The organism is Streptomyces sp. NPDC005761 (genome assembly GCF_040630635.1).
Classification (GTDB): Bacteria; Actinomycetota; Actinomycetes; order Streptomycetales; family Streptomycetaceae; genus Streptomyces.
On record NZ_JBEXXX010000001.1, the window covers coordinates 405514 to 427697 of the forward strand.

General features: G+C 68.7%; 12 protein-coding genes, 1 pseudogene and 1 riboswitch. Of the genes and pseudogenes, 11 read left to right on the forward strand and 2 right to left on the reverse strand.

Features of this window, described 5'->3' with window-relative positions; genetic code table 11:
* Positions 1-114: 114 nt before the first annotated feature.
* Positions 115-10761 (forward strand): LamG-like jellyroll fold domain-containing protein, encoded by a 10647-nt coding sequence (locus ABZ434_RS01845; RefSeq protein WP_359131328.1) that lies wholly within the window; start codon positions 115-117, stop codon positions 10759-10761.
* A 13-nt stretch (positions 10762-10774) separates the two neighbouring features.
* The gene (locus ABZ434_RS01850) at positions 10775-11458 is read left to right on the forward strand and encodes a hypothetical protein (protein WP_359131329.1); all 684 of its coding nucleotides are present in this window, start codon (positions 10775-10777) and stop codon (positions 11456-11458) included.
* 149 nt (positions 11459-11607) lie between these two features.
* Here ABZ434_RS01850 and ABZ434_RS01855 read toward each other — a convergent pair whose 3' ends face one another.
* Positions 11608-12810, reverse strand: a complete 1203-nt coding sequence (locus tag ABZ434_RS01855; protein WP_359131330.1) for a teichoic acid biosynthesis protein C — start codon at positions 12808-12810, stop codon at positions 11608-11610.
* A gap of 128 nt (positions 12811-12938) precedes the next feature.
* Between ABZ434_RS01855 and ABZ434_RS01860 the strand changes: the two genes are divergently transcribed.
* From ABZ434_RS01860 to ABZ434_RS01880, 5 genes are all read left to right on the forward strand, one after another.
* Complete coding sequence (locus tag ABZ434_RS01860) at positions 12939-13907, forward strand: glycosyltransferase family 2 protein (RefSeq protein WP_359131332.1); 969 nt, start codon at positions 12939-12941, stop codon at positions 13905-13907.
* Positions 13904-14305 carry a GtrA family protein gene (locus ABZ434_RS01865; protein WP_359131333.1) on the forward strand — a complete coding sequence of 134 codons (402 nt, stop codon included), beginning with the start codon at positions 13904-13906 and terminating at the stop codon, positions 14303-14305. Before ABZ434_RS01860 ends, ABZ434_RS01865 begins: the two co-directional genes overlap by 4 nt.
* 298 nt (positions 14306-14603) lie before the next feature.
* Positions 14604-15260 carry a SurA N-terminal domain-containing protein gene (locus ABZ434_RS01870; protein ID WP_359131334.1) on the forward strand — a complete coding sequence of 219 codons (657 nt, stop codon included), beginning with the start codon at positions 14604-14606 and terminating at the stop codon, positions 15258-15260.
* A 33-nt stretch (positions 15261-15293) separates the two neighbouring features.
* Complete coding sequence (locus tag ABZ434_RS01875; protein WP_359131335.1) at positions 15294-16268, forward strand: nucleoside triphosphate pyrophosphohydrolase; 975 nt, start codon at positions 15294-15296, stop codon at positions 16266-16268.
* A gap of 109 nt (positions 16269-16377) precedes the next feature.
* Positions 16378-16500 (forward strand): hypothetical protein, encoded by a 123-nt coding sequence (locus ABZ434_RS01880; protein ID WP_359131336.1) that lies wholly within the window; start codon positions 16378-16380, stop codon positions 16498-16500.
* Positions 16501-16502: 2 nt separating this feature from the next.
* Here the strand turns inward: ABZ434_RS01880 and ABZ434_RS01885 are convergent, their stop codons facing one another.
* Positions 16503-17789, reverse strand: coding sequence for a cytochrome P450 (locus tag ABZ434_RS01885; RefSeq protein ID WP_359131337.1), 1287 nt, complete (start codon positions 17787-17789; stop codon positions 16503-16505).
* Positions 17790-18020: 231 nt separating this feature from the next.
* Here ABZ434_RS01885 and ABZ434_RS01890 point away from each other — a divergent pair.
* The 4 genes and pseudogenes from ABZ434_RS01890 to eno all read left to right on the forward strand — a co-directional run.
* Positions 18021-18344: pseudogene (locus ABZ434_RS01890) on the forward strand (cytochrome P450); the annotation flags it as partial.
* Positions 18345-18438: 94 nt separating this feature from the next.
* The gene (locus tag ABZ434_RS01895) at positions 18439-19362 is read left to right on the forward strand and encodes a transglycosylase family protein (protein ID WP_359131339.1); all 924 of its coding nucleotides are present in this window, start codon (positions 18439-18441) and stop codon (positions 19360-19362) included.
* A gap of 301 nt (positions 19363-19663) precedes the next feature.
* A riboswitch (cyclic di-AMP (ydaO/yuaA leader) is annotated at positions 19664-19835 on the forward strand.
* Positions 19836-19839: 4 nt separating this feature from the next.
* Complete coding sequence (locus tag ABZ434_RS01900) at positions 19840-20568, forward strand: transglycosylase family protein (RefSeq protein WP_359131340.1); 729 nt, start codon at positions 19840-19842, stop codon at positions 20566-20568.
* 286 nt (positions 20569-20854) lie between these two features.
* Complete coding sequence (gene eno / locus ABZ434_RS01905) at positions 20855-22135, forward strand: phosphopyruvate hydratase (RefSeq protein WP_219572828.1); 1281 nt, start codon at positions 20855-20857, stop codon at positions 22133-22135.
* Positions 22136-22184: the final 49 nt, after the last annotated feature.

Sequence of the window (22184 nt, forward strand, 5' to 3'; positions counted from 1 at the left end):
GCAGCCCCGATGCGTGCTCGATGGCGAAGTCCATCATCGTTGTTCCCCCCAGGCCCCGTCGGGCGACGCAGGGCGCGAGGCACGGCAGTTGCCGTGCTCGTCTCGCTCTCGTGCATGCTCACGACCGAGACGGCGTCCGCCACGGGTGAGACCCTTCCGGCGCTCTCGATGCCGAAGATGTCCCTGTCCGGGCTGTGGAAGTGGCTGGACGAGTCCCCCCTGGACACTCCCGACCAGGAAGGCGGCACCGCGCGCGGCAAGAGCCACACCGCCACCGCGGACCAGACCAGCAGCAAGACCGCGGTCGGTCACAGCGCCGGCAAGGGCAAGGGCGAACTGGACGCCTACGCCCGGGCCGACGACCGCCCCCGCACGGCCGTGACCGACGCCGCCGCGGGCAACGCCAAGAGCTTCGACGCGAAGACCAGCAAGCGGAACGCCAAGAAGTCGACGGCGACCTCCGACTACTACGTCAACACCGACGGGTCGACCACCGTCCGGCACTACGCCGGCCGGTCCAACTTCAAGGGTGCCGACGGCACCTGGAAGCCGATCGACACCGATCTGACCGAGGACAAGGACGGCAGGCTCCAGCAGGCCGCCAACTCCCTCGACGTCGAGTTCGCCCCGGACGCGGGCGACCAGCAGCTCGCCTCCGTCGACTTCGGTGCGGGCCGCCGCCTCGCCTACTCGCTCCGCGGGGCGAAGAAGGCCGACGTCACCGTCGACGCCGACAACACGGCGACGTACGCCGACGTCCTGCCGGACACCGACCTGTTGCTCTCCCCGCTCGCCGAGGGCTTCAAGGAACGGCTGGTCCTGCGTTCGAAGAACGCACCCAACTCCTGGCTGTTCCCCCTCGATGTCCAGGGGCTCACCCCGCGCATCGCGGACAACGGCGACGTGGAGTTCACCGACGGGGACGGGGAGGTGACCGCCACCATTCCCCACGCCTTCATGGAGGACTCCAGGATCGACCCCCGCTCCGGCGACGCGGCGATCTCCCGCGCGGTGACCTACACCCTGACCACCACCGCCGACGGCAAGCCCGCCCTGAGGCTGACCGCCGACCGCGCCTGGCTGGACGACCCCGCCCGGGCCTACCCCGTCACCGTGGACCCCACGGTCACCGCCGGCAATTCGACGTACACGCAGAACACCATCGGTGGTGACCACTCCACCGAGAACCAGATCAAGGTCGGCAGCTACGACTCCGGCACCAACAAGGCGAACTCCTTCCTGCAGTTCTCCTCGCTGGGTACCACGCTCAAGGGCCAGCGGGTGTCCGCCGCCACCCTGAACGTGTACGCCATCTGGTCCGCGACCTGCACCGCCGAGCCGTTCTCGGTGTCCCCGATCACCCAGTCCTGGACCCCGTCCGGCGTCACCGCCTACCCCGGTCCCGCCTACGGCGCCGCCATCGGCACCGCCACCGTGGCCCCCGGCGCCTCCTGCACCAACAACGCGGGCGGCACCAACGACCTGAGTGTCGGCACGAAGATGCCCGTCAAGCTGTCCACCGGATGGTTCGACGGCATCGCCACCGGCAGCGCCAACTACGGCCTGGCGCTCACCGCGCCGACCGGCGACGGGCTGCACTGGAAGAAGTTCCACTCCGACAACAGCACCACGGCGGCCTTCCGGCCCGCGCTGGAACTGACCTACACGGCCAACACGGCGCCGCAGATCAACGCCCAGTACCCGCCGGAGAACCACCAGTCGAACACCCTCCAGCCGGAACTGCTCGTCTACGCGAGCGACGCCGACAAGTGGCCGATGGCCGCCCTGACGTACGCCTTCGAGGTGTACGACGCGGACAGCGACAGCACCACCCCCGTCGCCACCTCCGGGATCATCACCAAGAGCAGCTGGAAGATACCCGCCGGCAAGCTCAAGTGGAGCAAGAACTACGCCTGGTACGTCAGCGTCACCGACGGATACGACTCGGTGATGTACTCGGCGAGCCGGTTCGCCACGGCGGTGCCGCAGCCACCGGTCACCTCGGGCCTCTCCCAGAACACCGACGGCCACGAATTCGACCCGAGCGACGCCAACTACACCACCGAGGACACCGACGCCGAGGTCGAGGTCGTCGGCCCGTCGCTGTCCGTGGAGCGCTCGTACAACAGCCGTGACCCGCGCACCGACGGTGCCTTCGGCGCCGGCTGGGCGACGGTCACCGACATGACGGCCGTGGAGGTGAAGGACGGCGCGGGCACTCTCACCAGCGTCGTGATCACCTACCCGGGCGGCGAGCAGGTCGCCTTCGGCCGCAACGCCGACGGCACCTTCGTGCCTCCGATGGGGCGGTACGCCAGACTGGCGGCGGCCGCGTCGGGCGGCGGTTACACGCTGACCGACAAGGACTTCACCACCTACAGCTTCCAGCAGGCGGTGACCGGCCGGACCGGCGCGTTCGCGATCTCGTCGATCAAGGACTACGCGAATCGGGCGGAGACCTTCACCTACACGAGCGGCAAGCTCAGCAAGGTCACCAACACCACGTCCAACCGGTCGCTGTCCTTCGCCTGGCAGACCCCCTCCGGGGCCACCGCCCCGCACGTGTCGACCGTGACCACGGACCCCGCCAAGGCCGGGGACGCGAGCACCGCCCAGGTCTGGAACTACGGCTACACCGGCGACCAGCTCACCAAGGTCTGCCCGCCCGCCGACCCCACCAAGTGCACCGTCTACGGCTACGCCACGGGCAACCACTACCGCACCACCGTCATGGACGCGGACCCGTTCGCGTACTGGCGGCTGGGGGAGACCGGCGGCACGGTCGCGAGCGACACGGTCGACCTCAACCAGGGCAAGTTCAACGGCCTCTACCGCAACGTGACCCTCGGCGGGACCGGTCCGCTGACCGGGTCGACGCAGAAGGCCGCCACGTTCAACGGCACCACGTCGTACGTCGAGATCCCGAGCGCCCCGGGCGCCACGCCCTCGTACACGACGGTGTCGCTGTGGTTCAAGACCACGCAGGCGGGCGGTGTCCTCTTCTACTACGGGGACAAGCCGCTCAGTGACGCCGATCCGGTCACGAACACGAAGAAGAACACCCCGGCGGTGTACGTCGGCACGGACGGCAAGCTCCGTGGCTGCCTCGCCATGTCCCCCGGGTGCATGACCACGATCGCGTCCACGGCCACCGTCACGGACGGCAAGTGGCACAACGTGGCCCTCACCGGAGCGGCGACCACGCAGACGCTCTACCTCGACGGCGCCAAGCAGGGCACCCTCGCGGGCACCATCAACGACTGGGAGCAGCCCTACATCTCCTTCGGAGCCGGGGTGAACACCGACGGCTGGCCGGCCATGAACGCCTCCGACAAGCTGGGGCACTACTCCGGACAGCTCGCCGAGGTCGCCGTCTACACCGAGGCGCTCGACCCGTCGGTCATCACCGCGCAGTACCAGGCGGCCACCCGGTCCGCGGGACTGCTCAACAAGATCACCACGCCGAACGGCAAGACCCAGTCGGCCGTCACCTACGGCACCACCGACGACCTGGTCGTCCAGGCGACCGACGGCGACGGCGGCACCTGGAAGCTCAACCCGGCCACGGTCACCGGCTCGTCCCAGGTCTACCGCTCCGCGGTGATGGGATCGGCACCCGCCGGATACTGGCGCCTGGACGACACCCAGGGTGCCGCGCAGGCCGCCAACGAACTGCACACCGGCTTCGGCACGTACAACAGCGTCACCCAGGGCGTGGCCGGGCCGTTCGGCACCGGTGACGTCACGGCCGCGCAGTTCAACGGCACCAGCTCGTACGCGGAGATCCCCTACGCGCAGTGGCACGGCAAGGGCGACCGCTCCGTCGAGCTGTGGTTCAAGACCGCGAAGCCCGGTGTGCTGGTGTCCGACCAGACCAAGGCCCCCAACGACGCGGCCGGGGCGAGCGGTCCCATCGACCCCGTCCTGTACGTGGGTGCCGACGGCAAGCTCCGCGGCCACTGGTACAGCGTGTCCGGTTCGGCCGCCACGGACTTCGGGTCCAAGGCGACGGTCACCGACAACACCTGGCACCACGCCGTGCTCTCGGCGACCGGCACCACGCAGACCCTGTACGTGGACGGAGTCAAGCAGGCCGACTTCACCGGTGCGCCCAACGACCAGACGAACACCCGGACGTTCATCGGCGCCGGCTTCGCCAAGGGCTGGATCAGCGCTCCGGCCGACGTCAGCTACTTCACCGGCTCCATCGCCGAGGTCGCCGTGCACGCGGGCGGACTCACCGAGGACCAGGTCGAGCAGCACTGGTCGGCGTACAAGGCATCCGCGGGCGTCGCCCCGGTGCGGACGGTGAAGCTCACCGACCCCACCGAGAAGACGATGACCTACGTGTACGACGCGGAGATGGGCAACCGCCTGCTCACCGCGATCGACACCAACGGCAAGCGGACCACCTACGGCTACGACACGGCGGGCTTCCTGCGCACCGTGACCGACGCCAACGGCAACCGCTCGGTCACCGGCCACGACATCCGCGGCAACACGGTCTCCCAGACCATGTGCCAGGACACGGCCGCGGGCAAGTGCGCCACCGACTACTACACGTACTACCCGGACTCGACCACGGCGTTCCCGCCGATGGACCCGCGCAACGACCTGGTGCTCACCGAGCGCGACGGCCGTTCCTCGGGCCCGACGGACAACACCTACCTGACCAGCTACGCGTACGACACGGCGGGCAACCTCACCTCGGTGACGACGCCGCCGGTGCCGGGCCACCCGAACGGGCGGACCGCCACCACCACGTACACGACCGCCACCACCGCGGCGGCGGAGGGCGGCACCGCGAAGGCGCCGGCCGGGCTGGTCGCCGAGGTGGTCACCCCGGGCGGCCGGAAGACCGCGTACTCCTACTTCGCCAACGGTGACGTCGCCGAGACCACGGACGCCAACGGGGCGAAGGAGAAGAGCACCTACGACAACCTCGGACGTCAGCTCACCAGGACCGAGGTGACCGACGCCCAGCCGGGCGGCCTCACCACGACCCTGACGTACGACAAGGACGACCAGGTCCTCACCGAGACGGACCCGCCGGTCACCAACCGGGTCACCGGCGCCGTCCACACCGGGCGGACCAGCACCGTCTACGACGCCGACGGCAACGTCTCCTCGCAGACGATCGCGGACCTGACCGGCGGTGACGCCTCCCGCGCCACCTCGATCACGTACGACGCGTACAACCGCATGGCGTCGAGGACCGACCCGGGCGGCGACACCACGTCGTTCGAGTACGACGTGTACGGCAACAAGGTCAAGGAGACCGACCCGGCCGGCAACGTCAACACCTACACCTTCGACGCCGAGGGCAGGCCCCTCACCACCAACCTGCTGAACTACACGGGCGACCCGGCGAACCCCTCGCCGGCCACGACCCTCGTGCAGGAGTCCCGGGCCTACGATCCGGCGGGCCGCCTCGCGTCGATCACCGACGCGATGGGCCACGTCACGGCGTACACGTACACCGACGACGGGCTCTCCGCCTCGGTCATGCGCAAGGACCCGGCCAACGGCCTGTCCTTCACCGAGGAGGCCAACACCTACGACGCGGCCGGCAACCTGGTCAAGCAGGTCACCAACGACGGCCAGACCGTGTCGACATTCACGGTGGACGCCTCCGACCGCACCACGTCCTCGGTCCTCGACCCGGGCGGCCTCGCCCGGACCACGAAGGTGAGCTACGACCCGGACGACAACGTCGTCTCGGAGACCGACCTCGACCCGGCCGCCGGCCGCACCAGCACCGAGGACACGCTCTACGACAACCTGGGCAACGTCACCGGATCCACCCTCCACGACGGAACCACCGCACCGGTGGGCCGCTGGAAGCTGGCCGAGACCAGCGGCACGTCGGCCGCCGACTCGTCCGGCGGGAACAAGGCCGTCACCCTCGGCAGCGGGGTCACCCGCTCCACCGAGCGCGGCGGCTCCGCCGTCTTCGACGGCACCGCCAACGCCTACGGCCAGACGAAGGGAGCGGCGGTCAACACCGGCGGCTCCTTCACCGTCTCCACGTGGGTCAAGCTGAACTCCACCGCGGCCAACAGCACCTTCCTCGCCCAGGACGGCGAGATCGGGAGCGGCTTCCAGCTGTACTACTCCACGGCGTACGGCTGGACGTTCAACCGCCACGGCTCGGACATGTCCGGCCCCACCATCGCCCGGGCGTCCTCCGGGACGGCCGCGGTGACCACCGGCACGTGGACCCACCTGACCGGCGTGTACGACAAGGAGGCCGCCCAGATCAGGCTGTACGTCAACGGCGTCCAGTCCGGCACCTCCACCGCGTTCACCACCCCCTGGGACGCCACCGGGCCGCTCCAGATCGGCCGCAGGCTCGCCAGCGGCGCGTATGCGGAGAACACCAACGGCGCGCTCAACGACATCCAGGTCTACGGCGAAGCACTGACCGCGTCCCAGGTGACCGCGCTCAAGGGCGGCACCCTCCCGGCGGCGGGAAGTTCCGTCCGCACCTCCAGCTGGAAGCTGGACCAGCGCGGACTGCCGCTGGCGATGACCGACGAGAACGGGGTCACGACCGACTACGGCTACGACGAGGCCGGTCAGCAGACCAGCGTCACCGAGCCGGCCGTCAACAGCGAGACCGGCGGTGGCACCCCGGTGTCGGTCCGTCCGGTGTCGATGACCGGCTACAACACATTCGGTGAGGACACCGAGTCCTCCGACCCGCTGGGCAACGTGGTGACGACGGCGTACGACGCCGAGGGCCAGGAGTCCTCGACGACGATGCCGAACTACACCCCGCCGGGGGCCTCGGCCCCGATCACGGCCGCGACCTGGAACGAGTACAACAAGCTCGGCCAGGTCACCGCCGAGGTCGACCCGCTGGGCAAGCGCACCGAGTACGCCTACACCCAGCTCGGCGACCTGGCCTCGGTCAAGGAGCCCGGCGGCGCCACGACGCGGTACACGTACACAGCCAACGGCGACCAGCTGTCGGCCACCCGGCCCGGCGGCGCCCGCCAGGAGACCACCTGGGACTACCTCGGCCGCCCGGTCACGGACACGGACATCGTGCGCCAGCCGACCCAGCGGGCGTACACCTCCATCAACGAGTACAACGCCCCGGGAGGTGAACTCTCCCGGACGGTCAGCCCGACCGGGGTGAGCGAGTCCTACAAGTACAACGTCCTCGGCGAGACGACGGAGGTGACCGACGCCGCGGGCGCCACCAGCCGCTTCACGTACGACATGGACGGCCGGCCGCTCACGTCGGTGGACGCCGACGGCACCAGCACCGCCAACACCTACGACGGCTACGGCCAGCTGACCGCCACGAAGGACCTGGACGCGACGGGCAAGGTGCTGCGCACGAGCAGCTCCACCTACGACCGTGTGGGCAACCCGACGTCGGTGACCGACTACCGGGGCCACACCGTCACGCTCACGAGCGACGCGACGGGCCTGATCACCAAGGCGGTCCAGCCGGTCTCGGCGACCGAGTCGATCACCACGACCTTCGGCTACGACGCGGCGGGCAACCGCACGCGCTTCACCGACGGCCGCGGCAACGCCTTCCTCACCACCTACAACACGTGGGGCTTGGCGGAGAAGGAGATCGAACCGTCCACCCCGGCGCATCCGGACCTCGTGGACCGCACGTTCACGATGGTCTACGACAAGGCGGGCCGCCCCCAGGAGCAGCGCTCCCCGGGCGGGGTCGTCGTCAGCAACGAGTACGACGACCGGAGCCGGCTGGTACGCCAGCACGGCACGGGCGCGGAGGCGGAGACCACCGACCACACCTACACCTACGACGAGGACGACCAGGTCACCTCGGTGGCGGGCGCGGACGAGGAGAAGAACACCTTCTCCTACGACGACCGCGGTCTGCTCCTGAGCGCCAACGGCCCCTCCGGCACCTCCTCCTTCGCCTACGACGGCAATGGCGCGATGACCTCGCGCAAGGACGCGTCGGGCACGTCGACCTTCGGGTACGACACGGCGGGCCGGCTCAAGTCGGCGGTGGACGGGGCGAGCGGTACGTCGATGACGTACGGCTACGACACCGAGTCCAACGTGACCTCGATCGAGTACGGGCAGGGCAAGGGCAGGCGTGACTTCTCGTACGACTCCCTGGGCCAGCTGACCACGGACAAGCTGACGTCACCCACGGGCAAGTCGCTGGCGTCGTTCACCTACGGCTACGACCTCAACGGCAACGAGACGTCGAAGACGACGACCGGTGTCGCCGGGGCCACCACGAACACGTACACGTACGACTGGGCGAACCGCCTGTCGTCCTGGAACAACGGGAGCACGACCGAGCAGTACGGCTACGACGCGTCCGGCAACCGGACCCGCGTGGGCGGTGACACCTACACGTACGACGCCCGCAACCGCCTCACCTCGGACGGGCAGGGCACGTACACGTACACCGCGCGCGGCACGATGAGTTCGGTCACCGACGAGGGCGGTGTGCAGACCGCGGTGAAGGCGGACGCCTTCAACCGCGTCATCAGCGAGGGCGAGCGGACCTACACGTACGACGGTCTGGACCGGACGCTGAAGGCGAGCGACGGCCAGGGCGGCTCGCTGTACGACTTCTCGTACAGCGGGGCCGGCAACGACGTGGCGTCCGACGGCGGTACGTCGTACAGCCGCAACGTCGACGGTTCGCTGATGGGCATCAAGTCGGCGATGGGCTCTGTGCTCGCGCTGACCGACATCCACGACGACGTGGTGGGCCAGTTCACCGCGGACGGCGAGGCGCTGACCGGTTCGACCACGTACTCCCCGTTCGGGAAGGTCGAGCAGTCGACCGGCATGGTCGGACACCTCGGCTACCAGTCGGGGTGGACTGACCCGGAGACCGCCAAGGTCAACATGGCGGCGCGCTGGTACTCACCGGAGACCGGCCAGTTCAACAGCCGCGACACGGTGGGCATGAACCCGCTGCCGACCTCGGTGTCCGCGAACCGCTACGCGTACGCGGACCAGAACCCGATGACGGCGACCGACCCGACGGGTCACTGGCCGAGCTTCGTCGACAAGGCCATCAAGAAGGTCAAGAAGAAGGTCAAGAAGGTCGTCAAGTCGGCCTACAAGAAGACCAAGGCCGCGGTCAAGAAGGTCGCGAAGAAGGTCAAGGCCGCCGCCAAGAAGATCAAGAAGGCGGTCAAGAAGGTCGTCAAGAAGGCCAAGCGTGTGGTGCGGAAAGCCGTGCACTACGTGGCCGACAGCGTCAAAAAGGTCAAGAGATACGTCAAGCGGACCTATAAGCGCGTAAAGAAATACGTCCACAAGGTCGTCAAACACGTCAAGAAGGCGGTCCGCAAGGTCGCCAAGGCCGTCAAGAGCGTGGCGCACAAGGTGGTGAAGGCCGCCAAGAAGGTCGGCAAGGCCGTCAAGAAGGCGGCGAAGGCCACAGCCAACTTCGTGAAGCAGCACGCTTCGACGATCGCCTCGGTGGCGGTCGGCGTGGCGGTCTTCGCGGGCTGCACGGGCGCCACCCTCGGCGGTGGCGTCGTCGCCTGCGGCATGCTCGCGGGCGCCGCTGCCAACGCGGTCGGCTACGCGATGAGCGACGGTCCCAAGACCCTGGCCGGCTTCGCGACCGCGGTCGGCGTGGGAGCCCTCACCGGCGCCCTCGGCGGCGCGGCGGGCGGCGCAGCCTCCGGCGCGGTGGGCCGTCTGCTCGCCGGCGTCGGCGGCAAGGCGCTGAACGGCGCGGCGATGGGCGCCGCGGGCGGTGCCGCGGAAGGCGCGGTCGGCTACGGCGTCTCCTGCGTGACCAGCGAGGAAGGATGCAGCGTCTCCGGCGCGGCGAAGGCCTCGGCGGTCGGCGCGGCAACGGGCGGCGTGTTCGGCGCGGCGGCAAGCAAGTTCGGCCGCAAGTCGACGGGGAAGCAGGAGCCGGACGGTCAGCCGTCCTCTCCGGGCTGCCGGACCGGCGTTCCTCACAGCTTCACCGGTCTGACCGGCGTGCTGATGGCGAACGGCACGACCAAGCCGATCTCCGAAGTGAAGGTCGGGGACTACGTCCTGACGGCCGAACCGGGCAAGAAGAAGAAGGAGAAGCACAAGGTCAAGGCGGTCATCGTCACCAAGACGGACCGTGACTACGTCGATGTCGTCGTGGACACTAAGTCCGGCCCGAAGACGATCCAGACCACCGAGCACCATCAGTTCTACGAAGCCACCAAGGACGCCTGGACCCAGGCCGCCGATCTCAAGGCCGGCCAGAAACTTCAGAACGCCTCCGGCGGACCCACGGTGGTGATCGACACCACGGCGTACACCGCAAACCGTACGACGTACGACCTCAGCATCGACGGCCTGCACACGTACTACGTGCTCGCCGGTGTCGAGCCGGTGCTCGTTCACAATTGCGCGGGCGGGAAGGACGCCTCCGGGGCCGCGTGCTCCTGCGCGAGCCCAAGGCCTGCCAAATGGACCATTGATGCGATTCAGCATCCTGACAGTGCGATCCATGCGGCCGAGCAGGGCGGCGAGGGCCTGATGGTGACCCTGGATAGACTGGGTGCAGATGCCAGGCGGCAAGATAACCTGCGAGGCATAGCGACACGCCCAAAACAAGACAGGGATGAATTCCCGCCTGCAATCTTCAAGGAAGGTGCAGGAGCCCACGTGAAGCACATCGGGGCGGGAGACAATCGAGGTGCCGGTTCTGATATGAAGAATCAGCTCGTCGATATCCCCAATGGTGGTCGCGTGATGGTCACCATCATGAGCCTCGGTTACGTATTGGGGCAAAATCCATGACATGCGAGGACGAATGAACAAGCTGCATTCGGTTGCGAGCGGGCCGATCTCCGTCCACCCGCCGAAGGGCAGTCCCCTCCTCGATGGTGCCGCAAGCCCTCTGAGGACCCTACTGTCCGAGATGAACGGCTTCTATGCCTTCGAGTCGGCGCTCCATGTGTTCCCTTCGGGCGGGCCGGGGCTACCGGGGCGTTCGCTGGAGGAGTGGAATTCGGCATTGCTCTGGCGGGAGAGCTACAGTCACTTGATGCCGGAGGCGGTCTTCTTCGCCGAGGATGTATTCGGTTGTCAATTTATGGTGACGCAGGATGGTGTCGTCCACCTATTCAATCCCGAGACCGCTGCTCTGTCGAAGTTCTCCGATGACATCGAAGGATGGCAGAGCAACGTCATCGCGGACTGGAACTATGTCACCGGGTACTCGGTGGCGCATGAGTGGCAGACGCAGTACGGGGCACTCCCTCCTGGACACCGCCTCGTCCCCAGGATCCCCTTCTCCGTCGGCGGTGAATTCTCTGCGGACAACATGGTGCCCGTGGAATCCGTTGCGGCACTGAAGTATTGGGGTGCCTTCGCGCTCTCGATTTCGGAGGCCCCGGACGGCGAGAAATTCACATTCAATCCGACAGTGATCGATGGATTGAGATGCGGGATCTGGTCGCTGGGAGGCGAGTCCGTCTGTCGTTGTCTCGAGTGATGCCACTCGGCCGTGCATGACAGGGAGTGATTCCAAGTAGGACGCCGAGCCCTCATCGACAGTGATGTCGATGAGGGCTCGGTGACACCCGGTACCAGGGCTCGTCCGCTTGAGGTCATGCGAACCAGCCTCGCCATTTCAGCCCCGGATCAGGACGGCTGAACGAGCCCCGCCTTCCCGTAGATCGTCGCCACCCGTGCCCCCGCATCCCCCGAGGCGAAGCCCATCCCGATCCGGAAGACGCCCGGCTGGGCCGGGTCCGGGATGTGGACGCCGAGGCCCTCCGGCTCGCGGTAGTCCAGCGTGTACGCCGCCGCCGTGTGGGCCGGGTTGACGGTCTCCTTGAACGGCGTGGGCGGCGCGGGGTCCAGGGCGCCCGTGGTGAGGTTCACCGAGGTGATGAACGTGTTGCCGACGCCGGGCGCGGAGATCACCGTGTCCTGGCCGTCGATGTCCTGGACGGAACCGTAGCTGTTGCCGTGCAGCATGTAGAGGTACTGGCCGACGACGGCGTACCCCTGGAGGAACGGGCGGCCGTACGTGGTGAGGGGCCAGCCGGGAACCGCCGGGAGAGACGGTTCGCGGACGCTCGCGAGCGGCTGGCTCCAGATGCCGAGGCGGGCCAGGTCCAGGTCGTGGACCTGGAAGATCATCGCGCCGTCCGTGTCGCGGCAGCGGAAGGCGAGACGGCCGTAGACCGGGTCGACGGAGGCGGTGTAGGTCGTGGCGCCCGGCACCGGCGCGTACATGGTGAGTCCGGCCGAGCCGGAGTCGAGCACCTGGCCGTTGACGAAGGGGAAGCGTGCCAGACGCCTGCCGCGGCTGGTGGTCTTGGTCGGGTCGTCAGGGTGCACCGGATCCGGGACCTCCTGGCCGTCCGCCTCCGTCCACAGGTAGGCCTTGGCGCCGACCGGCTCGACACCGATGCTCATGCCGTGCCCGAAGCCGCGCAGATACATGTAGCCCAGCGTGTTGCCGGACATGTCCCACTTGGTGATGGTCAGGTCGCCGCGCCGATTGCGGTCGACACTGCTCACCGCAGCGGACTCGCCCGAGAGTTTCAGCCCGCCCTGCGTCACCTGGGCCAGGTAGATGTGGCCGTTGGCGTTGTCGTAGCCGAACGACTGGAGGATCGTCGTGTCGCGCAGGGGCTTCTGGCGTATCCAGTTGTCCGACGCGCTGTTCAGGTCGAGCCGGGGTGAAGGCACCATCAGCGCCGAGCCCGGCGTGGGGTGGGTGGCGGCTGAGGCGGTGCCGGTGCCGACGGAGACGCCGGCAACGGTGAGCGCGCCCGCGCCGCTCCACGCGAGCAGGGAGCGGCGGCTGGGGTGAATGAGTCTGTCGTGGGTCATGGTGCTCATCCAATCCGGGGGTCCGCCCGCGCTCAACCCCGCCCCCCTCAGCTCAATTTCACCCAGCCGTCGCCCTCGCGCCACACACACCATCCGCCCTCGACACATTGACCGGCTGATGTACTTTCGTGCTGATCTCGCTGGTGGTGCCCTGCTTCAACGAGGAAGACATCCTCGAACGCTTCCATGAACGCGTGACGGATGAGATGACCCGCCTGGGTCACGCGTTCCAGCTCGTCTACGTGGACGACGGAAGCGCCGACCGGACGCTGCCGATCCTCCAGGAACTGGCGGCCGCCGACCCCCGGGCCCGCTACGTCTCCTTCAGCCGCAACTTCGGCAAGGAGGCCGCCATGCTGGCCGGCCTCCAGCACGCCGAGGGTGACGCCGTCGTCATCATGGACGCCGACCTCCAGCACCCGCCGGAGCTCGTCGGCCGCATGCTCCAGGAGCACGCCGAGGGTTACGACCAGGTGATCGCCCGCCGCACCCGCAAGGGCGACCGCGTCACCCGCACCCTCACCGCCCGCGCCTACTACTGGCTCATCAACCGGCTCGTGGACGTGGAACTCGTCGACGGAGTCGGCGACTTCCGGCTGCTGTCACGGCGGGCCGTCGACGCCGTACTCGAACTCACCGAGTACAACCGCTTCTCCAAGGGCCTCTTCGCCTGGGTCGGCTTCCCCACCACGACGTTCAGCTACGAGAACGCCGTCCGGGAGCAGGGCCGCTCCGCGTGGACCTTCGGCAAACTGCTGAACTACGGCCTCGACGGACTCCTCTCCTTCAACAACAAGCCATTGCGCGCCGCCCTCTACCTCGGCATGCTCCTCATGTCCGTGGCCTTCGTCTACGCCGCCTGGATCGTCGGCGTCGCCCTCGTCAAGGGCGTCGACACCCCGGGCTACGTCACCCTGCTCGTGGTCCTCACCGCCCTCGCCGGCGTCCAGATGGTGATGGTCGGGGTGGTGGGGGAGTACGTCGGCCGGATCTACTACGAGGTGAAGCGCCGCCCGCACTTCCTGGTCAAGGCCACCAACACCCAGGCACGCCGGCCGGCCCAGGAGCCGGAACCCATGGAGTTCGTACGCCGATGACGGTCAAGGCACAGATGGCCCGGTTCGCCCTCGTGGGCGCCGTGAACACCGGCACGTACTACGGCTTCTACCTCGTCCTGCTGCACTGGCTGCCCTACATAGCCGCCCATGTGCTGGCCTTCGCGCTCAGCATGACCGGATCGTTCTTCCTGAACTCCTACTTCACCTACCGCACCCGGCCCACCTGGCGGAAGTTCCTCCTCTTCCCCCTCACCAACGCGGCCAACTTCGTCATCACCACCGGCGGCGTCTACCTGCTGGTCGACCTGGCCGGCTTCAGCAGCCGCTACGCCCCCCTGATCGCGGCAGCGGCCGCCATCCCCATCACCTTCGTCGTCTCGCGCACGATCATGCTGCGCCCGGACACCCCGCCGAAACAGGTGGAGCGGGTCGGCTGAGCCGCGCCGCCGGCAGCCCACATCCCCAACTCCTCCCGAATCGTTGGTCGAATCAGTGGCCGGGACCAGTTCCACTGCCCTGGAGCATCCGGCACTTGGGAGGCGGCGTCGCGGGTCTGGGCACGCGCATCTGCGGCGTTGTCGTCAATCGCAAGGGCTCCGCCATTGCTCAATCCTCCGCCTTGCAGCTGCACGCACCCGGACCCGCTCCTTTTCCCGCCCCCCAAGTGCCGGATGCTCTAGCATCGATCACCGCAAGGCTTTGTGCACCGCCGCACAATCTCCTCGGGAGGCTCCTTTGCACCGCCGCCGTCGCTCCGCGCTCACCGTCTCCGCCGCACTGCTCACCGCAGCGCCGCTCCTCGCCGCCTGCGGCAGCCAGGCCCACCCGGGCGCCGCGGCCGTCGTGGGAGGGGACCGGATCACGGTGGCCACCGTGCAGGGCCAGGTCGCGGACGTGCGCCAGGCGCAGGACACCTCGAAGCAGTCCGCCCAGATCACCAACCAGTCCGGCCAGCTCGTCCGCGCCAAGCTGCACGGCCTGATCCTGGACCGGGTCCTGGACAAGGCATCGGCGGACGCCGGCGTGACCGTCAGCCGCGCCGAGGTCCAGCAGATGCGGCAGCAGGCCGTCGCCCAGTACAAGGGGGAGGACGGGCTGCGCGCCGCGGTCCTCCAGGAGCGCTGGATCGCCCCGGACCAGATCGACGCCTTCCTGCGCGAGCAGATCCAGCTGACCAAGCTCGGCCAGGCACTCGGGGCCGACCCGACGACCCCGGCCGGTACGAAGGCCCTGGGCGACGCGCTGACGAAGGCGTCCAAGGCCCTGAAGGTCGACGTCAACCCGCGCTTCGGCACCTGGAACAACCAGCAGATCCAGCTCGCCGACTACAAGGCCCCCTGGATCACCCAGGTCACCAAGCCCGCCCAGGCGGCCGCGGAGGCCGGGGCCTGAGGGCTGTCCGACGGCCGGGGTAGATTCGGCGGTGTGAACGCTGAAGACCCCGGCCGCATCGTCCTGCTCACCGCCAGCCACCGTGTCGCGCCCGGACTGCTGTCCTGGCCCGCCTGGCAGACACTGCACGCCGCCGACCGGGTGCACTGCGGGGAACAGGACCAGCCGCAGCTGCCGTATCTGCGCGAGGCCGGCATCACCGTCACGATCGGCGTGCCCGACGCGCAGGAGCTCGTGGACGTGTGCGCCGGCGGCCGGACCGTGGTCGTCCTCACCGGCGGCGAGGGCAACCAGCCGCTGACCGACGGACTGGCCCGGCTGGCCGGCTCCGGGCGGGTGCGGATGCCGAACCTGGAGCTGCTGCCCGGTTCCTACGACCTGCCGGGTGCCCGGCTCCTCGACCTCGTCCAGATCATGGACCGGATCCGGATCGAATGCCCCTGGACGTCACAGAAGACCCACGAGGGCCTCGCCAAGTACGCCATCGAGGAGGCGTACGAACTCGTCGAGGCGATCGAGGACGGCGACCGCGAAGAGCTCCGCGAGGAGCTCGGGGACGTACTGCTCCAGGTCGTCTTCCACGCGCGCATCGCGGAGGAGGACGAGGACGAGCCGTTCTCCGTGGACGACGTCGCGGCCACGCTCGTCGAGAAGCTGATCCACCGCCACCCGCACGTCTTCGGCGACGAGACCGCCGAGACACCGGAGGACGTCCACGCGCACTGGCTGCGGACGAAGGCGATCGAGAAGCAGCGCGAGTCCGTCACCGACGGGGTGCCGCTCGGCCAGCCCGGTCTGGCGCTCGCCGCGAAGCTCGCGAGCCGGGCCCGTACCGCCGGACTCGACGTGGCGCTCCCGGAGAGCGGGGGCGAGGGCGACGACATCGGCTACCGGCTTCTCGCTCTGGCCGTACGCGCCCAGGAGGACGGCATCGACCCGGAGGCGGCACTGAGGGCCGCGGGGCGTGCGTACCGGGACGCGATCCGGGCGGCGGAGGGCGTCGGGTAGTGGCAGGGGAGCCTGTGTCCACAAGCCTCCGCCAGTAGCTGCGGGACCGGGCTGCGCGCAGGCCGCCCGGGATGGACCCGGCTACCACGGGGGCAAGTCCGGTGCCGGTGTGCCGCTGCGCGCCACGTTCCTCGCGGCGGCGACCGACGTCGCGCCGGTGAACCGGCTCTGTGTGGTCGGCCGGGCAGTGGTCGAACGGGCGAACGACGGCGTACCCGTGGCGACTGCGTGACTTCAGGCGTCCCTGGACGAGTCCGCCGTGCCGCCGTCGTGATCGGTCGGCCGTCGCTGAGGCGCGAACTGCACGGGGAGTGTCCGCAGTCCACGCATGATGAGACCGCCCCGCCACCGCAGGTCGACCGGGTCCACCGCGAGCCGAAGGTCCGGAAGGCGGCGGAACAGGGTCTCCAGGGCGGTGCGGCCCTCCAGGCGCGCGAGCGGGGCGCCCAGGCAGTAGTGGATGCCGTGCCCGTATCCCAGATGCTGGTTGTCCCGGCGAGACAGGTCGAGTGTGTCGGGCTCCGTGAATCGGTCCGGATCACGGTCGGCCGCTGCGAGGACGACGAGTACGGGATCGCCCTCGCGGATCGGCTCTCCGCCGATTTCGAGAGCTTCCGTGGCGTAGCGCCAGGTAGCCAGTTCCACCGGGCCGTCGAAGCGCAGCAGTTCCTCGATGGCGGTGTCCAGGAGGCGGTTGTCGCCCCGCTGGATCGCGCTCTGGAACACAGCACGCTGAGGCGGGTTACGGAAGAACGCGTGGGCGCTGTTGCCGATCAGGTTGATGGTCGTCTCGAAACCCGCGAAGAGGATCACGAAGCACATCGCGGCGGCCTCGTTCTCGGTGAGGTGCTCGCCGTGGTCACTCGCCCGGATCAGGCCTGAGATCAGGTCGTCGCCGGGGTTCTCCCGCTTTCTGTGAATCAGCTCGGCGAGGTAGGCGCGGATCTTCTTCACGGACCGGGCGACCCCGCCGCGCGGCCCGCCGCCGTGCCGGATCATCATGCCCGCCCAGTCCCGGAAGTCGTCCTGGTCCTCCTCAGGTACGCCGAGCAGATCGCAGATGGCGTAGATGGGGAGCGGAAAGGCGAAGTCATGGATGAGGTCGGCCTCCCCCTTCTCCGCGAAATCGTCGATGAGCCGGTCCGCCAGCTCCTGCACACGAGGTCCGAAGGCGGCGATCGTCCGGGGCGTGAACGCCTTGGACACGAGCCGGCGCAGCCGTGTGTGGTCGGGCGGGTCGATGTTCAGCAGATGCGTCATCAGGTTGGCGCTGCGCTCGCCGGGGATACCGGTCTTGCTCTTGCCCTGGGCGTCCTCGGCGTGGTGAGCCGGGTTCTTCGACAGGCGGCTGTCGGCGAGGGCCTGCCGTGCGTCCGCGTACCGGGTGACGAGCCACGCTTCGACGCCGCTGGGCAATGTCGTCCGGTGTACGGGGCTGTGTTCCCTCAGCCAGGCGTAGGCGGGGTACGGGTCGGTGGCGAACTCCCAGGTGAAGAGTTCGGGCGGCGGGGCGTGGTTCACGTGACGACGGTATCGGGCGGCTGCGGGTGAGCCGCCACTGCCGGTGTTCCGAGGCCCGAGGTCATGGCGGTTCCGGGTGCGGACCGTAGGGGGGGAGAGGTGTTTAAGCGTCCTGCTCTGCCGCAGCTCACGGTGACAGGAGGGCTTCTTGGCAGTCCACTTTCGGCGCGAAGCGAGGCCCCCAAGGGCAGGGGAGCGCCGTGAGCGTCCCAGCGGTCGGCAACGGGCGGCCCCGTTCTCGTCGTGCTCGCCGCCGCCGACCGGGACCCGGAGCGCTTCGAGGGGCCGGACGCGCTGGACCTTGCGCGGCGTGACAACCAGCACCTCGGTTACGGTCACGGAATCCATTACTGCCTGGGAGCACCGCTCGCCCGGCTGGAGGGGCAGGCCGCCCTCGCCACGCTCCTGAAGCGTCTTCCCGACCTGCGACTTGCGGCAGAACCTGACGATTTGCGCTGACGCGGCGGGCTCATCATGCGTGGACTGCGCACACTTCCGGTGGAGTTCACCCCCGGAGTGCGTTTCGGCGAAGGTGACACTCTGTCAACTCTGTGACTTTTACGTGATCTCCGCTGCATCGACTTGTGACACACGTTCGAGTCCCGCTAGGTTCACCGTTCGACTCGTCAGTCACACGGAAGGCAACTCCATGGGCTCCGCGAACGGCAGACACCGTCGCCCCCGGCAGGCACCCGCGATCATCGTCGCCGCAGGCGTGACCGGCTCGGCCATCGCCATCCCGCTGCTCGGTGCGGCAGGCGCGCACGCCGCCGACGCCTCGACCTGGGACCGCGTGGCCGAGTGCGAGAGCGGCGGCATGTGGAGTGCCGACCTCAGCAACGGCTACTACGGCGGCCTGCAGTTCTCCCAGGAGGTCTGGAAGTCGTACGGCGGCGAGTCGTACGCGGAGCGTGCGGACCTCGCCAGTCGTTCGCAGCAGATCGCTGTCGCGGAGAAGGTCCTGGAGGACCAGGGGCCGAAGGCGTGGCCCAGCTGCGCGGTCATCTCGGGCCTCGTCGCGGACAGCGGCCTGCCGGGCGTGGATCCGGGCAGCACGCCGTCCGCCGAGCCGACAGGGACCCCGGACCCGTCCACGAGTGCCGGCCCGTCCGAGGACGCGACCCCGTCGGACGGCGCGTCCTCGGAGGCGAAGGCGCCGACGGGCGACGCGAAGGACAAGGCCTCCGAGCCGGACGCCTCCGCCTCGCCGTCCGCCACGCCCTCGGGTGACGCCTCCGGTGCCGAGGGGAGCCCCTCCCGGGGGCAGGAGAAGGCCGGCAAGCATCGCGGTACCCCGGCGCCCGAGGGGACCAGGGACGCCGGGCGAGGCACCGACCGGGACGCGGGGCGGCACGCCTCGCGAGGTGACGGTGACGCACGCGACACCGCTGCCCCGGCTTCTGACGGGACGTACACCGTCCGCGACGGCGACAACCTCTGGGCCATTGCTGATGCACAGAAGCTGTCGGGCGGGTGGGCGGCTCTGTACGAGGCCAACAAGGCGGAGGTGGGCTCCGACCCCGACCTCATCCTGCCTGGCCAGAGCCTCGACCTCGGAGTGAAGGCTGAATGAGCGCGGTCTGATGATCAGCTGAAAGCACCCCAAAAATTGGGGTAGTTAAGAGGCCTATGTCCCACTTTTGACTAAGTGAGACATGGGTCTCTTTGCGTGAACTGGCACATCTTGTCCGGGGGGTCCCGCCGCATCCGTTCCCACCTGCGCAAACAGGGGTTCTTCGGGTGCAAGGAAGGGGCGTTTGTCCGGTATGTCCATCTTTGGATATGAGGGTTGGGTGTGTTTACGGTCGGAACCGCTCGCACCGCGGGCCCCGTCGACCGTCACGCCGAATCCTGCCGTCGGTCGAAGGGAACAGACGCGTAAAGCGCCGTAGGCAGGAGCGGGGGACCCAGGTAGGCGCCGGGCCCGGTCGTCGTAAGACGCATCAGGACCGGCTTGGGGTGGAGTCGCGTGCAAGGACGTGCGACCGGGCAACTCACTTGGCCCGAACCCGACAGCTCACCTCGTAGGCGTCGGTGAGGAGAAGTCTCGATGCTGCTCAACAGCAAGGGCAACAAGCACCGTCGCCCGTCCAAGGCCGTCCGTATCGCCACGCTCGCCGGTGTCACCGGTGCCGCCATCGCCGTGCCCCTGATGGGCGCGACCGGCGCCTCCGCCGCCTCCGTCTCCACGTGGGACGCCGTCGCCCAGTGCGAGTCCGGTGGCAACTGGTCCATCAACACCGGCAACGGCTACTACGGCGGCCTGCAGTTCTCGCAGTCGAGCTGGGCCGCCGCCGGCGGTACCCAGTACGCGGCCCGCGCCGACCTGGCCACCAAGGCCCAGCAGATCGCCACCGCCGAGAAGCTCCTCGACATGCAGGGCCCGGGCGCCTGGTCCTGTGCCGGCGCCGGCAACCTGAGCAACGACGGTGTCGACCCGGGTGTCGACGCCGGCTCCTCCGCCGCCAAGGCCGCGCCCAAGCAGGAGTCCGCGCCGGTCCAGAAGGCCGAGCCGAAGAAGGCCGAGCGCACCGAGGCCCCCGCCACCAACCGCTCGGACCGCGCCGCCGCCCCGAAGAAGACCGTCACCACCCCGACCGGCAAGAAGGTCGCGAAGGGTGACGGCGAGTACAAGGTCACCGCCGGCGACACCCTGAGCAAGATCGCCGCCGACCACAAGGTCAAGGGTGGCTGGGAGAAGCTCTTCAAGCTGAACAAGGACATCGTCACGGACGCCGACCTGATCTACCCGGGTCAGCAGCTCCACCTGACGAAGTAGTCGCGATCCCTCCTCGCTGATCACCCCGGCCGCCCCGGCCCGGTGCGCATCGTTCCCCCGTGCGTACCGGGCCGGGGTCGGCCGGTTTTGGTGTCGATCGTTCAACTGTTGTCGTTACTGGCCAGTAAATTTCTGGCCTTTTGCCCTGCTGTGCCTGCCCTTGGGTCCTTTTTCGTCCCAGGGGACGGGCGGTCGGCCGGTTGGGGCGGCCGGGCCGGTTAGGCTCTTGTCGCAAGGCCAAAGCGACCCTGCACCACCAGCGTCACATCCCAGAAGGAGATGCCTCGTGCCGTCCATCGACGTCGTCGTAGCCAGGGAAATCCTCGACTCCCGCGGAAACCCCACGGTCGAGGTCGAGGTCGGCCTCGACGACGGCAGCACGGGCCGTGCTGCTGTTCCGTCCGGCGCCTCCACCGGCGCGTTCGAGGCCATTGAGCTTCGCGACGGCGACCCCAACCGCTACCACGGCAAGGGCGTCGAGAAGGCCGTCCTCGCCGTGATCGAGCAGATCGGCCCGGAGCTCGTCGGCTACGACGCGACCGAGCAGCGGCTGATCGACCAGGCGATGTTCGACCTGGACGCCACGGAGAACAAGGGCTCGCTCGGCGCGAACGCCATCCTCGGCGTCTCGCTCGCCGTCGCCCACGCCGCCTCCGAGGCCTCGGACCTGCCGCTGTTCCGCTACCTCGGTGGCCCGAACGCGCACCTGCTGCCCGTCCCGATGATGAACATCCTCAACGGTGGGTCGCACGCCGACTCCAACGTGGACATCCAGGAGTTCATGATCGCGCCGATCGGTGCGGAGTCCTTCTCCGAGGCCCTGCGCTGGGGCGCCGAGGTCTACCACACGCTGAAGAAGGTCCTCAAGACCAAGGGCCTGTCCACCGGTCTCGGTGACGAGGGCGGCTTCGCGCCCAACCTGGAGTCGAACCGCGCCGCCCTCGACCTCATCGTCGAGGCCATCAAGGAAGCCGGCTACGCCCCGGGCAAGGACATCGCGCTCGCGCTCGACGTCGCCGCCTCGGAGTTCTACAAGGACGGCAAGTACGAGTTCGAGGGCAAGTCCCGCTCGGCCGCCGAGATGACCGAGTACTACGAGGAGCTCGTCTCCGCGTACCCGCTGGTCTCCATCGAGGACCCGCTGTACGAGGACGACTGGGCCGGCTGGAAGGTCATCACCGACAAGATCGGCGCCAAGGTGCAGATCGTCGGCGACGACCTCTTCGTCACCAACCCGGAGCGTCTGTCCCGCGGCATCGAGGAGGGCTCGGCCAACGCCCTGCTCGTCAAGGTCAACCAGATCGGTTCGCTGACCGAGACCCTGGACGCCGTCGAGCTGGCCCAGCGCAACGGCTTCAAGTGCATGATGTCGCACCGCTCCGGCGAGACCGAGGACGTCACCATCGCCGACCTCGCGGTCGCGGTGAACTGCGGCCAGATCAAGACCGGCGCCCCGGCGCGCTCGGACCGCGTCGCCAAGTACAACCAGCTGCTGCGCATCGAGGAGATCCTCGACGACGCCGCGGTGTACGCGGGCCGCTCGGCGTTCCCGCGCTTCAAGGGCTGATCCACCGGCCCCGGCAAAGCCCGGCGGGGTCGAGTGCCCCGGCCTCCGT